We start from the raw sequence: 15,344 nt of genomic DNA on the forward strand, positions 1-15,344 counted from the left end.
CGGCTGCCCTACGGCCCGAAGATCGTCAGCGAATGGCGCCGACGATGTCGCCGGACATGGCGCCCAGCTGGCCCGCCCAGGAGCCCCATCCGTTGTCGCCGCCGCCCGGGAAGTCGAAGTGCCCGTTGTGGCCGCCGACCTCGCGGTAGTGCTGGTAGAAAGACCGGCTGTTGCCCATCGCTGCATCCTGGGCGCCGAGCATAGCTGCGGGGTTGCTGGCGCCGCCCATGGTCGGACTCCAGACCCACACGCGGGTGTTGTTCGCGGCGAGCAGCGCCTCGTGCACCCACGGGTCGTGCCACTTCCACCGACCCAGCTGCGGGGCTCCCCACATGCCGTTGCCGTCCACGCCACCGAATTGCTGCAACCCGGCCAGGATCGCGCCGTTGGTGAAGGTCTCCGACGGGTAGAGGAACCCGGACAGCGAGCCGGCGAAGCCGAAGCGATCGGGGTGGAAGGCCGCCAGCGCCATCGCGGCGTACCCGCCCTGAGACGCGCCCACCACGCCGTGTCCGCCGGGCGCCAGGCCTTTGTTGGCGGCCAGCCAGTCCGGCAGCTCACTGGACAGGAAGGTGTCCCACTGCTTGCTGCCGTCCTGCTCCCAGTTGGTGTACATGCTGAACGCGCCACCGGCCGGGGCCGCCACCGAGATGCCCTTGCCGGCCAGGGTGTTCATCGCGTTGCCCGCGGTGACCCAGTTGCTGACGTCGGGGTGGGCGTCGGCGGCGTCCAGCAGGTACACCGCGTGCGGTCCACCGGCCAGGAACGCCACCGGGATGTCGCGGCCCATCGCCGCCGACGGCACCATCAGGGTCTCGTAGGGGGCAGCCGTGGCCGGGCCCACCGGGCCCAGTGCCCCTCCTGCCGTCAGACCGCCGAATGCGATTGCCAACACGGCAACGCAGAGCAGCCTCAGCAGCACCGACAGACCCCTCATGTCCACCTCCATCGAGTACGCGACAGCCAGACAGCCCGCAAGGTAGCTAACCACACCGGTATCGATCGGATAAAGGGGCGCTGACTGGCCAACGACCAACGGCGGCGACCCGGGTGGGTCGCCGCCGTCAGTTGCGTTTCGATCAGCGCGGTTTAGGTGCCCGCGGTGGGGGCGGGGGCCGCAGTGGCCGGACCCGCTCCGGGGGTGGCCCCCAGCGTCGACTGGAGGTCGCCCTTCATCGCGTTCAGCTGCGCACCCCAGTACGGCCAGTCGTGCGTGCCGTTGGCGTCGAAGTTGAACACCGCGTTGTGACCGCCGGCGCCGTTGTAGGCCGTCTGGAATTTGATGTTGCTGTCGCGGACGAAGCCCTCGAGGAACTTGGCGGGCAGGTTGTCGCCACCCAGCTCGGACGGCTTGCCGTTACCGCAGTAGATCCAGATGCGGGTGTTGTTGGCCACCAGCTTGCCCACCTGCAGCGTCGGGTCGTTGCGCGCCCAGGCCGGGTCGCTCGTGGGACCCCACATGTCGTCCTTCTTGTAGCCACCGGCGTCACCCATGGCCAGGCCGATCAGCGACGGGCCCATCCCCTGCGACGGGTCCAGCAGCGCCGACAGCGAGCCGGCGTAGATGAACTGGTTCGGGTGGTAGGCGGCCAGGATCAACGCGGACGAACCAGCCATCGACAGACCCACCGCAGCGCTACCGGTCGGCTTGACCTGCTTGTTGGCGGCGAGGTAAGCGGGCAGCTCGCTGGTCAGGAAGGTCTCCCACTTGTAGGTGGTGCAACCGGCCTTACCGCAGGCCGGCTTGTACCAGTCTGAGTAGAAGCTGGACTGTCCGCCGACCGGCATGACGACCGCCAGGCCGGACTGCAGGTACCACTCGAACGCCGGGGTGTTGATGTCCCAGCCGTTGAAGTCTTCCTGGGCGCGCATGCCGTCGAGCAGGTACAGCGCCGGGGCGTTGGCGCCACCGCTCTGGAACTGGATCTTGACGTCGCGGCCCATGGCCGCCGAGGGCACCTGCAGGTATTCCACCGGCAGGCCGGGCCGCGAGAACGCACTCGCAGTCGCCGAGCCGCCAACGAAACCGACCAGACTCGCCAGCATGGCGGCGCCGACAGCACCCACCGCGAGTCGGCGCGGCATACCTGTCACGGCGCCACGAAACTTGTCAACAAGCTTCATCCTTGCTTTCCTCATCCTCATCCTTGTGGCACGTCCTTACGCATCGATGTGCTTGGGGGCGCGTCCCGAATTGGGTCAGACTGCACGCACGCGGCGCTGCAGTGCTTCTGTAGTCAACCACACGTTGCGGGAGACGCTCTCCTCCGGGACGCCGCCGCCGGCCCCTTTCGGTGCGGTTTTGACCTCCTTGACGCCACTGAATCCGCGTCGGACAGCGGGGTTCACCCGTGTGCCAACTGTCGAGTGCGTGCTGGTAACGGCTCTGATTCGATTTAGCTGTCGGGTTCGGGCCCGGGGCGCCGGCCGCCGGAGTGGGGGTGGGCGAAAAAAATTCTCGGTGACCTCTACTACCGCGGTCAATCACGGGGTGGATCGGGCGGCACCTGCGGCACCTCGAGCCCGCACTTGATCAGTTCGTTCAGCGGGATCCGATCGATGCGGTACTTGGTGAACTCGTAGGCGTGCAGCACGTTGGACGCGAACCGGCGCACACTCATCGGTGCGCGGACCGAGTTCAACACCGCCTGGGTGGCCGGACAGCGCAGCGCCGCCTCCGCCTCGGCCACCCACTGCCGGCTGAGGTAGCCCGGGATCCCCGGCGGCCACTTCACCCACGGCCCGTCGGCCACCACCCAATCGGGGAACAAATTCTTGTCGTGACCGATCCTGCCGTGCTTCAACCGCTCGGTGTGCGCGGCCAACGGGTTCGCCAGTCCGATCTGGTCGAGCACCCGGACGTCGAGTCCCACGTTCATGCCCAGCATGCCCAGGTTGGTGAAGAACACCGCGTGCTGCGGTTTCTGGGTCGCCGGGATGCCCGGGGCGCTGCCCGGCGGAATCATCGGCACCAGGTCCCACTGCGTGTAGTTGCCCGACGGCAGCAGCAATGCCCCCTCCGGGGTGTTGTTCAGCGCCACCAGCACGGCGGCCATCCGCGGGTAGTCCAGGTAGTCGGCCGCGGTCAACGGGTGCGCACGACCGGTGGCCTGGGCGTAGAAGCGACGCTCGTCGACGATGCCGGAGTAGGTCACGTGGGTGGCGTCGTCGCCCATGCCCGGCGAGTTCGCCGCCCACAGCGACCATCCCGCCACGCCCAGCCACAGCACGCTGACCACCCCGGCCAGCCAGTACCCGGTCTCCCGGCTGTAATCCTTGCCGTCCGGGATCACCACCGGTATCACCGCGACCGGAGCCAGCAAACAGAACAACGGCGTCAGCAGCACTCTGGCGTGCATGAAGTCGCCACCCTGGCGGATCCAGTAGAACCCCTGCAGCAGGCCGCTGACGACGATGAAGATCACCACAGCCGTCGGGCTCTGCACCGCCCGGGCGACCCGGCCGTAGTCCGGCGCCAGCGTGGGCCGCAAGAACGACGGCCGCCGGCGCGCGGCCGCCAGCACGACAGCGAGCGGGACCAGCAGCAGCAGCGGCAGCCAGAGCAGGTAGGGCTGGTTGAAATTGTCCAGATAGATCATGCCCTGGGACCATTTGTCGCCGCCGGCATCCTTGGCGAGCGCGGTCCCGGGCACCAGTAGTGCGTAGTACCCCATCCGGAAGATCTGGTAGCCCACCGGCAGCAGGCCGCCGGCGATGACGATCAGGGCCCGGCGACGCCAGTTGCGGGCCGCGATCAGCATCATGATCAGCGCCGCCCCGCCGATCAGTGCCAACTCCGGTCGCACCAGCACGCTGCACCCCGCGACCACGGCCAGCGCCAGGATGAAGGCCCGGCTCTGCGGGCGGACCCGCAGCGGTTGAGCCCAGCAAACCATCATCCACCACAGCAGGCCCAGGTATGCCAGCACCAGCCCGTTCTCCAGACCGGAGGTGGCGAAGTCACGGGCCGGTGGCACCGCGATGTAGACCAGCGCCCCGGCCGGCAGCAGGATCGCCTGGCGACCCCGCAGGCTCGGCGCGTACAACCGGGCCGTCCCCAGCATCAGCAGCACCACCCCGAGCACCGACAGGGTCAGCGCCGCGGCCAGCGCGACGTACTCCAACCGCAGCGGCCCGCCCACCCAGCTCAGCAGGTAGAGCAGGTAGGTCCAGACCGTGGAGGTGTTGGCCTCCACCCGCTCGCCCATGTTGAACACCGGCCCGTTGCCGGCCAACAGGTTTCGCACCGTGCGCAACACGATGAGCCCGTCATCGGCGATCCAGCGGCGCTGCCAGGCCCCCCAACCGAACAACACCGCGACGACCGCGACGCTGATCCACAGGCTGACCCGCACCGTGACGGTGTAGGGGAACACCGGCCACCTGACCCGACGGACCGCAGGCCGACGGAGCTCTCCCGTCTGCCGCGCTGCGGCCTGGATGGCCCGGAAACGTTGACTAGCCGAAAGCAACAGCAGCACCCACTGTTGCGATCCACGCCAGCGCCAGCAGTTGCAGCACCCGGTCGCGCAACGCGATGTCCTCGGGTTCCCCGGCCAGACCGCCGTCGACGTCCACGGCGTAACGCAGGATCGCGATCGTGAACGGGATCATCGACACCGCGTACCAGGAGCCCTTGTCGCCGTCCCGCTCGAACGCCCACAAGCCGTAGCAGAGCACCACTGCGGTGGCCGAGAGCGTCCAGACGAACCGCAGGTAGGTACTGGTGTACCTCTCCAGCGACTTGCGGATCTGCGCCCCGGTGCGTTCGGCCAGTTGCAGTTCGGCGTAACGCTTGCCGGCCACCATGAACAGCGACCCGAAGGCGGCGGTCAGCAGAAACCATTGCGACAGATGGGTGTTGGTGGCCGCGCCCCCGGCGATGGCCCGGATCAGGTACGCCGACGACACGATGCAGACGTCGAGCACCGCCTGGTGTTTGAGGCCGAAGCAGTAGGCCAGCTGCATGGCGAGGTAGATCGCCATCACCACAGCGAGGTTCGGGGTCAACCAGTACGAGATGCCCAGGGATGCGGCGCCCAACACCACCGCCAACGCGTAGGCCAGCCATTCGGGCACCACCCCGGCCGCGATCGGCCGGTACCGCTTAGTGGGGTGTTCGCGGTCGGCTTCGACGTCGCGCACGTCGTTGACCAGGTACACCGCCGAAGCGGCCAGGCTGAACACCACGAAGGCCACCCCGACCTTGCTGCCGATGTCCGCCCAGTCGTAGCGCTGGCCCCGGCCCGCCGCCGCCAGCGGCGCCGCGAGCACCAGCACGTTCTTCACCCACTGCCGCGGGCGGATCGCCTTGATCACTCCGGTGACCAGGTTGCCCGGCGGTCCGGCCACCTTGGTCTGCTCGCTGGTTTCGTCGGCTACGTCTTTGCTCATCACAGCCACCTCTGTTGCGCCGCGCTGTCCAGCCGGACGGCCGTCGCGGCAACGCCGGCGCCCAGTGCCACGCCGACGGCCACGTCGCTGGGATAGTGCACGCCCAGCAGTATTCGGGACAGCGCCATGGGCGCCACCAGGGCCACGCTCACCACCGCCGCCGGCAGACCCGCGGCCCGGGCCAGCAGGATTGCCGCCGCCGTCGTCGAGGTGGCGTGCGCCGACGGGAAGCTGAGGTTGCTGGGGGTGCCGACGTTGACCGCGACGGCCGGATGCCGCGGTCGTTGACGCCGCACCACCCGCTTGACCACTACGGCCGCCGCATGTGCGGCGAATGCGCCTGCCCCGGCAACCAGCCACTCCCGGCGCCGGCGCGGCGACAGGAAAGCGCCGAGCACCGACACGATCAGCCAACCCAGGCTGTGTTCACCGAAATACGACAGCGCGCGCGCCGTGCCGAGCACTCCGGGTCGCTGCGCCAGCATCGACTGGACGGCCACCATGGCGGCGATCTCGCCGGACGGCGGCTCCCCTGGCGGCAGGGCTTCAGCCATGGTGCGCGGCCGCGTCCGACATCGGGAACAGCACCGACTCCCACTTCTGCTTGCTGGACAGCACCGGCAACGCGTCCCGGTACACCCGCCGCATCTCGTCGAACCGGCGAGCCAACCGACGTTGGCGGCGCAGCGACTGCCGCAGCAGCGAGAACATCTTGGCCCGGTCCCGCTGCCGGTAGACCACGCCGCACCCGTCCGCGGTGGTGACGGTGACCCCGTCGACCGTGCACAACCGGAACCAGCGCGCGTCCTGGGTGGGCACGTTGTACTGCGGACGCCGATGGGTCTGGGGGTCGGCGGCTTTCAGGTTGTGCAGGATCCCGCGGGTCAGCCGGTAGCCGATGGTCACCGGGTTCACCGGCGGCTTCATCGCCGCGGTGCGGTACATCGCCGGGGGCAACTCGGTGGCCGCCGGCAGCACCACCGCGTCGGGATACTCCTTGCGCAGGCGATGCACTTCCGGCAGCCCGGATTCCAGGATGGAGAAGATGTGTTCGGGCCCGGCCAGGAAGTCGTCGATGGCCCTGTTCTGGATCGCGACCGTCGAATATTCAAGGCAGGCAAGATGTTTCAGCGTCGCCTTGAGGTGGCTGCGGATCAGACCGGACACGTCGCCGTCCCAGTGCATCGCGGCGACCACCAGCCGGTTGCGCAGATGGAAGTAGGCCTGCCAGTCGATGGCGTCGTCCTTGTCGCTCCACGCCATGTGCCAGATCGCCGCACCGGGCAGCGTGACGGTGGGATAGCCGTGCTCGGCGGCACGCAGCCCGTAGTCGGCGTCGTCCCATTTGATGAACAGCGGCAGCGGCTGACCCAGTTCCTCAGCGACCTGACGCGGGATCATGCACGTCCACCAGCCGTTGTAGTCGACGTCGATGCGACGGTGCAGCAGTTTGCTCTTGTCCTCGTCGTCGTTGAGCGGGTATTCGGCGAAGTCGTGGTCGTACTCGGTGTGCGGCGCGGCGGTCCACATGAAGTTCGTCCGATCCACCACCTCGCCCATGATGTGCAGGTGTGAGGGCTCCTGCAGGTTGAGCATCTGACCGCCCACCAGCATCGGCGCCTTGGCGAACCGGTTCATCGCCAGGATCCGTAGGATCGAGTCCGGCTCGATGCGGATGTCGTCGTCCATGAACAGGATCTGTTGGCAGTCGGTGTTTTTCAGTGCCTCGTACATCACCCGGCTGTAACCGCCGGAGCCGCCCAGGTTCGGCTGATCGTGGATGGACAGCCGGCTGCCGAGGCGCTGCGCGGCGGCGGGGAAGTCCGGGTGGTCACGGACTTTGCGGGTGCCCTGATCCGGCACGATCACCGCGCCGATCACCTCGTCCACCAACGGATCAGAGGTGAGTTCGCGCAGCGCGTTGACACAGTCGGAGGGCCGGTTGAACGTCGGGATCCCGACGGCGACGTTGGCGATTCCCGGCGCCTGCGTCGCGGCGTGCCAACCGCCGCTCAATAGCGTCACCGCGGTGTCGGTGGTGATGTCGAACCAGATCCAGCCGCCGTCCTCGAACGGCTTGAGCGCCACCTCGATCTCCAGCAGCGCGGGGGTGTCCTCAGTGCCGGCGAACGGGTGTCCTTCGATGAAGATGCGCGCCCCGGTGGCCTTGGTGCGGTAGAGGTCGACGCGGCCGGCGCCGGTCAGTTCGACGCGCAGCACCACGGTTTCGCAGACAGACCAGCGCCGCCAGTAGCTGGCCGGAAAGGCGTTGAAGTAGGTCGCGAACGACACCTCGGACTCCGGGCCGATCTGCAGCGAGGTGCGGCTGGTCGCGTGGGCGCGCCGCGCGTTGGTGGTGGATTCCTCCAGGTACAGCTTGCGCACGTCGAGGGGCTCCCCCGGGCGCGGCAGGATGATGCGGGACAGCAGGCTGGCGGCACTCATACCGACGCTCCCTCCAGGGGTGCGCCGTCGCGCAGGTGCGGCGCGAGGACGTTGTCGTACATGCTCAGAGCGCTGGCGATGGCCATATGCATATCCAGATACTGGTAGGTGCCCAAGCGTCCGCCGAACAGCACCTTCGCTGCTGCGGTCTCGGACTTCGCCCTGGTCCGATAGGCGGCCAACAGGGCGCGGTCGGCCTCGGTGTTGATCGGATAGTAGGGCTCGTCGTCGTCTTCGGCGAACCTGGAGTACTCCCGCATGATCACCGTCTTGTCGGTCGGGTAATCGCGCTCGGCGTGGAAGTGGCGGAACTCGTGGATGCGGGTGTAGGGAACTTCGGGGTCGTTGTAATTCATCACCGGGGTGCCCTGGAAGTCGCCGATCGGCAGCACTTCCAGCTCGAAATCCAGGGTGCGCCAGCCCAACCGGCCCTCGGCATAGTCGAAGTAGCGGTCCAGCGGCCCGGTGTAGACCACGGGCGCGTCGGGGCTGGCCGCGCGCAACTCGTCGCGCACGTCGAACCAGTCGGTGTCCAGCCCCACCTCGACCCGCTCGTCGACGGCCATGTTCTGCAGCCATGCGGTGTAACCGTGGACCGGCAGACCTTCGTAGGTATCGCTGAAGTACCGGTTGTCGAAGGTGTAGCGCACCGGCAGCCGGGTGATGTTGGCCGCTGGCAGCTCTTTGGGGTCGGTCTGCCACTGCTTTGCGGTGTAGCCCTTGACGAACGCCTCGTAGAGCGGCCGGCCGATCAGCGAGATGGCCTTCTCTTCCAGGTTCTGCGCGTCGGCGGTGGCTATCTCGGACGCCTGCTCGGCGATCAGCTCACGCGCTTGCTGCGGGGTGAAGTAACGCCCGAAGAACTGCGAGACCAGGCCGAGCCCCATCGGGAACTGATAGGCCTGCCCGTTGTGCATCGCGAACACCCGGTGCCGGTAGTCGGTGAACTCGGTGAACTGCCGCACGTAGTCCCACACCTTCTTGTTGGAGGTGTGGAACAGGTGCGCACCGTATTTGTGCACCTCGATTCCGGTCTGCGGCTCGGGTTCGGAATAGGCGTTGCCGCCGATGTGCGAGCGCCGCTCAACGACGAGAACCCGCTTGTCGAGTTGGGTGGCCACGCGCTCGGCGATCGTCAGGCCGAAAAATCCGGAGCCGACGACGAAGAGGTCGTAGCGACCGAAAGGAGAAGTCATCGGTTGCCTAGGGTATCCGACCGTGCCGCCGAAACTTGCTTTGGCGGGTCCTGCAGGCGCGGGTTTTCCCAGGTACGGCCGCGCCGCACGGCGAGCCGTCGGTTGAACGTCACACCTGTGAACCACTCACCTCACGATTAGGTCTCGTCACACGAGTCACATCAATCTCACTCGTACCATCAGTGGTGCGGGTTTCATGCCTGCACCCCGATCACATTGAGGAGACTTCCGTGCCGAACCGACGCCGACGCAAGCTCTCGACAGCCATGAGCGCAGTCGCCGCCCTGGCGGTCGCGAGTCCGTGCGCGTACTTCCTTGTCTACGAATCGACCGCCACCACCACACCGGTGGAACACCACGAGTTCAAGCGCGCAGCCAGCGTCGCCGACCTGCCCAGCGAGCTGATATCGGCGCTGTCGCAGGGACTCTCGCAGTTCGGGGTCAACCTGCCGCCGGTTCCTGCGCTGGGCGGCACCTCCGCCAGCAGCGGGCTGGGCACCACGCCCGGTCTGGCCAGTCCCAGCCTCGGTGGCACCGGCCTGAGCCCGGGCCTGTCACCGACCACACCCGGATTGCCGGGCACCTCGTTGTCACCGGCCACCGGTTTGGCACCGACCCTCGGTGCAACCGGAGCGGGCGCCAACCCGGCACTGAGTGACCCGGGGCTGACCAGCCCGACCGGGGTGGCACCGGGACTGTCCGGCACGACCGGTCTGAGCCCGGCCACCGCCGCCGGCACCGGTGAGGTGCCGATCGCGGCACCGGTCGGGTTGGACCCCGGCGCCGACGGCACCTATCCGATCCTGGGCGACACCTCGGGCCTCGGCGGCGGCGGCGGTGGGACCGGCCTCTCGCCGGTCAGCCCGGCGGCCACCGGCAGCAGCGGAGGCGGCGGACTGGTCAGCGACCTGATGCAGGCGGCCAACCAGCTGGGTGCCAGCCAAGCCATCGACCTGCTCAAGGGCCTGATCATGCCGGCCATCATGCAGGGTGTTCAGGGCGGCGCCGCTGGCGCGCCGGCGGCCGCCGGCGCCACACCCGCACTTCCCTCGATTCCCGGCATTCCCGCCGCTGCCGCTATTCCCGGTGCCGCGTCTGCGATTCCGGGGGCGGCATCGGCGATACCAGGCGCCGCATCCGCGATACCCGGTGCCGCGGCGGCCGTGCCCGGTGCAGCGGCTGCCGTGCCTGGCGCGGTAGCAGCGGTGCCCGGCGCCATCCCGGCAGCGGCCGCCGCCGTACCACCGGTGTAACAACCGTCCGAACCTGTCACCAGACGACACCGCAGAGTCCCACCCAATCCTCTGCGGTGTCGTCGACAGTTTCTGGCGGGTAAAGCCGTGTCGCCTCAGTAGAAACATTCGTCACACACGTAACATCGCCTGGTGGCCCGCAGTCACGCACCGACCATGCTTGTCACCGCATTCGCGGCGACGGTCGTCATCGTGTCCTGGGTCTTGCTCGGGATGCCCACCCGATCTCCCGTCGAACCACCCGCCGCGGACACCCGGCTGGCCGAGCAACCGTTGATCGGGCTCGGCGGCGGGGTGACGGTCCGCGAACTCACCCAGGACGTGCCGTTCGCCATGGTCGCCTTCACCGGCGACCTGGCGGGCACGTCCGCCCGGGTGCGGGCGAGGCGAGCCGACGGGTCCTGGGGGCCGTGGTATCAAACGGAGTACCAGACTGCGGCGCCCGCCGGATCGGGTTCGGCCGACGACCCGCGCAGCACCGACCCGGTCTTCGTCGGCACCACCACCGCCGTGCAGATCGCCGTCACCAGGCCGGTCGACGCACCGGTGACTCAGGCGCCGCCGGCGCCCGCCGACCGAACCGGGCTGGGCTACCGGCCGGTCACCAAGGAACAACCGTTCGGGCAGAACATCACCGCGGTCCTCATCTCGCCGCCGCAGGCGCCCGCCGAGCAGCACTGGAATCCCCCGGCGGGAGTGCTGATGCCGGGCCAGGCGCCGCCCATCATCAGCCGTGCCCAGTGGGGCGCCGACGAATCGTTGCGCTGCGGCAGCCCGCAATACGACCGCGCGGTCCGGGCCGGAGTAGTGCACCACACCGCCGGTAGCAACGACTATTCGCCGCTGGAATCGGCCGGCATCGTCAAGGCGATCTACACCTACCACAGCAAAACCCTGGGCTGGTGCGACATCGCGTACAACGCACTCGTCGACAAGTACGGTCAGGTGTTCGAGGGCAGTGCCGGCGGCCTCACCAAGGCGGTCGAAGGATTCCACACCGGCGGTTTCAATCGCGAGACCTGGGGCGTGGCGATGATCGGCAACTTCGACGACGTGGCACCCACCCCGATCCAGCTGCGCACCGTGGGCCGACTGCTCGGCTGGCGGTTGAGCATGGCTGAAGTCGACCCCAAGGGCACGGTGGACCTCGAATCAGAAGGCGGCTCCTACACCGTCTTTCCGGCCGGCGCGGTGGCGAAACTGCCTGCCGTCTTCACCCATCGCGACGTCGGGAATACCGACTGCCCCGGCAATGCGGCGTATGCATTGATGGACGAGATCCGCGACATTGCAGCACATTTCAACGATCCGCCCGAGGAGTTGATCAAGGCTCTGGAGGGTGGCGCGATCTACCAGCGCTGGCAGCAGATGGGCGGCACGAGCAGCGTGCTGGGCGCCCCGACATCACCGGAGGACGACGGGGCCGGCGGATCGCGGTTCGCCACCTTCGTCAAGGGCGCGATGTACTGGTCGGCCGCCACCGGCGTGCAGCCGGTCACCGGCGCCCTCTACGACGCATGGGCGGCGCAGAGTTACGAGCGCGGGCCGCTCGGTCTGCCCACCAGCGCCGAGATTCACGAACCGCTGCAGATCACGCAGAACTTCCAGCACGGAACGCTCAACTTCGAGCGCCTCACCGGCAACATCACCCAAGTGATGGACGGGATCACCACGCCGCTCTCGACGCAACCGCCGAGCGGTCCGAACGTTCCACCGGAACACTTCTCCCTGCCCGCCCATCCGCCCAACTAGTCTGACCGGGTGCCCGAGACCCCGTACCTGACGATCGATCTGGATCGGGTACGCGACAACTTCCGGGCGCTTCGGGTGGCGTTGCCCGATGCGCAGATTCGCTACGCCGTCAAAGCCAATCCCGCCGCACCGATTCTGCGGGCACTGGCCGGCCAGGGCGCCGGGTTCGACGTCGCCTCCACGGGGGAGATCGACGCCTGCATCACAGCCGGAATCGAGGGTGCGCGGCTGGCGTTCGGGAACACGATCAAGAAGTCGGCCGCGGTGGCCCGCGCACACGCGCGCGGGGTCCGTCGGTTCGCGTTCGACACCGCAACCGATCTGGTGACGATCGCCGAGCACGCGCCCGGCGCGGAGGTGGAATGCCGTATCGCGCCGGTCTTTCCGCCGTCAGTGACGCCATTCGGTGACAAGTTCGGGTGTGCGCCGGATGCCGCGTCTGACTTGCTGCATCGCGCCGGTGAACTGGGGTTGGCGGCTCGGGGTGTCTGCTTCCATGTTGGTTCACAACAACTCGACGTCGGCGCGTGGGAACTTGGGATTGCTTGTGCTGCTCAGTTATTCGATGAAGTCCCCGGTCTCACGACAATCAATGTGGGCGGCGGGTTTCCCATCGGTTACCTGGCGCAGGCACCCTCGCTCGAGGCTGTCGCGCTCGGCATCAGATCGGCGGTGCAACGACACTTCGGTTCGCGTGCAGTACAACTCGTCGTGGAACCGGGGCGTGGAATCGTCGGCACCGCCGGCACCCTCGAATGCGAGGTGGTGTCGGTGCGCACCGGTACCGACGGACGGCGCTGGGTGTATCTGGACGTCGGCCGCTACGGCGGACTCGCCGAAACCGAGAACGAGTACATCCGCTACCGGTTCCGCACCGTGCGTGACGGCGACCCGGTCGAGGATGCCGTGGTCGCGGGCCCGACGTGCGACGGCGACGACGTGCTCTACCAGCGCTGTCCGCTACCGGTCACGCTCGAGCCGGGTGATCGGGTCCGCATCGAGCACGCCGGTGCGTACACCGCCAGTTATGCATCGGTGAACTTCAACGGATTCTCGCCGTTGCCAACCTATTTCGGCGCCGCTACTGAGGTGGGCCAGACGATCGTGGAGCCACTGGCGCCCGGGCTGACTCGCCACTGGCAGCTGTCCGGCGTCGTCTGCGACGTACACACCGACTATCAGCATCTGGTGATCGGCCGCACCCGGCAGGGCATCGCGTTGTTCAGCGACGGTGACCGGCAGAGCACCGAATTCAGTCAGCTGGTCTATCACGAGGCGCTCCTGGTGCCGGCGCTGTTGCTGGCCGACAAGATCGATCGGGTGCTTGTCGTGGGTTCCGGCGAGGGGGTGGTGAGCCAGCTGGCCGTCGCCGCCGGTGCTACCCAGGTCGACCACGTCGATATCGACCGTGCGGCGGTCCGGCTATGCGCGCAGCACCTACCCTACGGCTACTCGGTGGACGAATTGCGCAGGGCAGAGCGAGGACTGGGCCCGATCGCCGTTTACTACCGGGACGGCTGGGACTTCGTGGAGCACGTCACCGAGCCGTACGACATTGTGGTGATCGACCTTCCGGACGAGCACGCCGAACCCGCCCAGCACAATCGGTTGTACGAGCAGAGCTTCCTGCAGCGGTGTCGCGAGATCGGCCGTGTCGTCGTCGGTCAGGCCGGCTGTCCGACGCTGTGGCGCGACGAGACGCTGCGGCAGTCCTGGCGGCGGTTCCACGAAACGTTCGGCACAGTGGTCTATTTCGGCAGCGTCGAACACGAGTGGGCATTCCTGACCGGCTTGTCCGGGCCCGTTCAGGACGATCTTGTCGCGACGATGACAGCGCGGTTGCCGACGCTGGGTTACCGACCGCTTACCATCGATGCAGCCTCCTTGGTGACTTCCACGATTCCGCCGAAGTCTCTGCGCGGGTAGGTTTTTCCGCGTCTTCAGGGTCAGGTTTTCGTTCGGCATGATGCATGCAGTTGGTGCGGGGTTGGCCGTAGTCGAGGTGTTCGGGTGGGTGCCATTCGGTGTCGCCGAGTTTGTTTTTGCAGGTGTAGTAGTTGAGTAGTTCGACCATCCTGTTGTGCGGCCCACAGGCCAGCGTGAGATTGTCGATTTCGGTGCGTCGGGTTTCCAGCCATGATTCGACATGGTGGACTTGGGTCCAATATCCGGGCACGGTGCAGCCGGGTGCGGTGCAGCCGCGGTCTTTAGCGAGCAGCACCAGGCGTTGTTCCGGGGAGGCCAGGCGCTTGCCGTGGTAGAGCGCCAGGGTCTTGTCCTTATCGAACACCGCGAGATAGTTGTGTGCGTGCGAGGCCAAGCGGATCACGTCGGCCATCGGTAGCAGGGTGCCCCCGGCGGTCAGGGCGCGTCCGGCGCCGGCCTCCAACTCGGCCAGCGTGGTGGTGATCACGATGCTGGTCGGCAGACCGTGATGTTGACCTAAGGTCTTGGACTCCAGCAAGATCCGCGCCGCGGTCTGCAGGGCGTCGTGGTAGCGCTGGTCGCGGTTGCGGGCGTCGCGGCCCACCGCCTCTTCAGAGGCTCGGCCTTCGATGATCGGGGACGCGTCGTCGGGGTTGCACATTCCCGGAGCGCCGAGTTTGGCCAAAACCGGTTCCAGGGTGGCACGGCATTCCGGGGTGATCATGCCGCTGATCTTCGACATTCCATCGGCTTGTTGGCGGCCGAGAGTGATGCCGCGTTTGCGAGCGCGTTCGGGCTCGTCGGGCATGAAGTCGCCGTCGGGTTTGAGGCAGTCTTTGTAGACGCGGGCGTAGTCGGTCAGTTGGTCGGGGCGAAACCCCGTGGCGATCACCACCAGTTTGTATTCGGCTTCGGTGCGCGCGGCGGCATCGACGCTAGTGGGCAGTTTGGTGAAGAACTTCTGAATGATCTCCACCTGTTCGGTCCCGATCAGCCCTTTACGTTCGGCGGTGGCAACCTCGGGCAGCGCCGGCCCCAAGGGTTCACCGGTCAGCGCCCGGCGCGGACCCAGATCCGCAGCTTGGTTGATCATCCGATTGGCTTCAGACTTGCTGACCCGCAGCCGGTTGGACAACGCCTGACCCAGCGTGCCGCCGAGTTCAGCGTTGGTGGCCACCACCGCCAACTGGTTGATGACGGCATGCCCGGGCACCCGCAACTTTCGGGTGATGCGCTCCAGGCGCTCCCGGGTCACCAACAGCTCCGTGGTACCTGGCGCCTCAAAGGTCAACTCACACAGTCGATCCGCGAACGATTCGAGACCGTCGAGAGCCTCGACGATCTCCGTACACGTACTGCCCGACATACCCCGCATTCT

11 protein-coding genes are annotated in these 15,344 nt (G+C 67.4%); 3 read left to right on the forward strand and 8 right to left on the reverse strand.

From position 1 onward, the window contains the following. Positions 1 to 25 precede the first annotated feature (25 nt). The 7 genes from AC5Y6Y_RS17890 to glf all read right to left on the reverse strand — a co-directional run bounded on the left by AC5Y6Y_RS17890 (position 26) and on the right by glf (position 9,035). A complete protein-coding gene (locus AC5Y6Y_RS17890) occupies positions 26 to 937 on the reverse strand; it encodes an esterase family protein (protein WP_463826184.1) in 912 nt (303 codons plus the stop codon). 152 nt (positions 938 to 1,089) lie between these two features. Next, a complete protein-coding gene (locus AC5Y6Y_RS17895; RefSeq protein WP_463826185.1) occupies positions 1,090 to 2,124 on the reverse strand; it encodes an esterase family protein in 1,035 nt (344 codons plus the stop codon). Positions 2,125 to 2,480: 356 nt separating this feature from the next. After that, positions 2,481 to 4,472, reverse strand: a complete 1,992-nt coding sequence (aftB, locus tag AC5Y6Y_RS17900; RefSeq protein WP_473138644.1) for a terminal beta-(1->2)-arabinofuranosyltransferase — start codon at positions 4,470 to 4,472, stop codon at positions 2,481 to 2,483. Continuing rightward, a complete protein-coding gene (locus AC5Y6Y_RS17905) occupies positions 4,459 to 5,394 on the reverse strand; it encodes a decaprenyl-phosphate phosphoribosyltransferase (RefSeq protein WP_463826187.1) in 936 nt (311 codons plus the stop codon). The genes aftB and AC5Y6Y_RS17905 overlap by 14 nt, the downstream gene beginning before the upstream one ends. Then, positions 5,394 to 5,948: a phosphatase PAP2 family protein gene (locus AC5Y6Y_RS17910; protein ID WP_473138645.1), complete on the reverse strand. Its 555-nt coding sequence runs from the start codon at positions 5,946 to 5,948 to the stop codon at positions 5,394 to 5,396. Before AC5Y6Y_RS17910 ends, AC5Y6Y_RS17905 begins: the two co-directional genes overlap by 1 nt. Then, on the reverse strand, positions 5,941 to 7,839 hold the full coding sequence (locus AC5Y6Y_RS17915; RefSeq protein WP_463826189.1) for a glycosyltransferase: 1,899 nt from the start codon (positions 7,837 to 7,839) through the stop codon (positions 5,941 to 5,943). The genes AC5Y6Y_RS17910 and AC5Y6Y_RS17915 overlap by 8 nt, the downstream gene beginning before the upstream one ends. Then, positions 7,836 to 9,035: a UDP-galactopyranose mutase gene (glf, locus tag AC5Y6Y_RS17920; protein ID WP_473138646.1), complete on the reverse strand. Its 1,200-nt coding sequence runs from the start codon at positions 9,033 to 9,035 to the stop codon at positions 7,836 to 7,838. Before glf ends, AC5Y6Y_RS17915 begins: the two co-directional genes overlap by 4 nt. A gap of 230 nt (positions 9,036 to 9,265) precedes the next feature. Here glf and AC5Y6Y_RS17925 point away from each other — a divergent pair, with 230 nt between their 5' ends. The 3 genes from AC5Y6Y_RS17925 to AC5Y6Y_RS17935 all read left to right on the forward strand — a co-directional run bounded on the left by AC5Y6Y_RS17925 (position 9,266) and on the right by AC5Y6Y_RS17935 (position 13,966). After that, positions 9,266 to 10,288: a hypothetical protein gene (locus AC5Y6Y_RS17925; RefSeq protein ID WP_473138647.1), complete on the forward strand. Its 1,023-nt coding sequence runs from the start codon at positions 9,266 to 9,268 to the stop codon at positions 10,286 to 10,288. A 156-nt stretch (positions 10,289 to 10,444) separates the two neighbouring features. Beyond that, a complete protein-coding gene (locus tag AC5Y6Y_RS17930) occupies positions 10,445 to 12,040 on the forward strand; it encodes an N-acetylmuramoyl-L-alanine amidase (protein ID WP_473138926.1) in 1,596 nt (531 codons plus the stop codon). A 9-nt stretch (positions 12,041 to 12,049) separates the two neighbouring features. Then, positions 12,050 to 13,966: a spermine/spermidine synthase domain-containing protein gene (locus AC5Y6Y_RS17935; protein WP_473138648.1), complete on the forward strand. Its 1,917-nt coding sequence runs from the start codon at positions 12,050 to 12,052 to the stop codon at positions 13,964 to 13,966. On the opposite strand, the gene AC5Y6Y_RS17940 is transcribed toward AC5Y6Y_RS17935, so the two are convergent. Then, positions 13,905 to 15,332, reverse strand: coding sequence for an HNH endonuclease signature motif containing protein (locus AC5Y6Y_RS17940; protein WP_473138649.1), 1,428 nt, complete (start codon positions 15,330 to 15,332; stop codon positions 13,905 to 13,907). The genes AC5Y6Y_RS17935 and AC5Y6Y_RS17940 overlap by 62 nt on opposite strands. Between the last annotated feature and the right edge of the window lie 12 nt (positions 15,333 to 15,344).

It is taken from the genome of Mycobacterium sp. NGS24 (genome assembly GCF_059813065.1).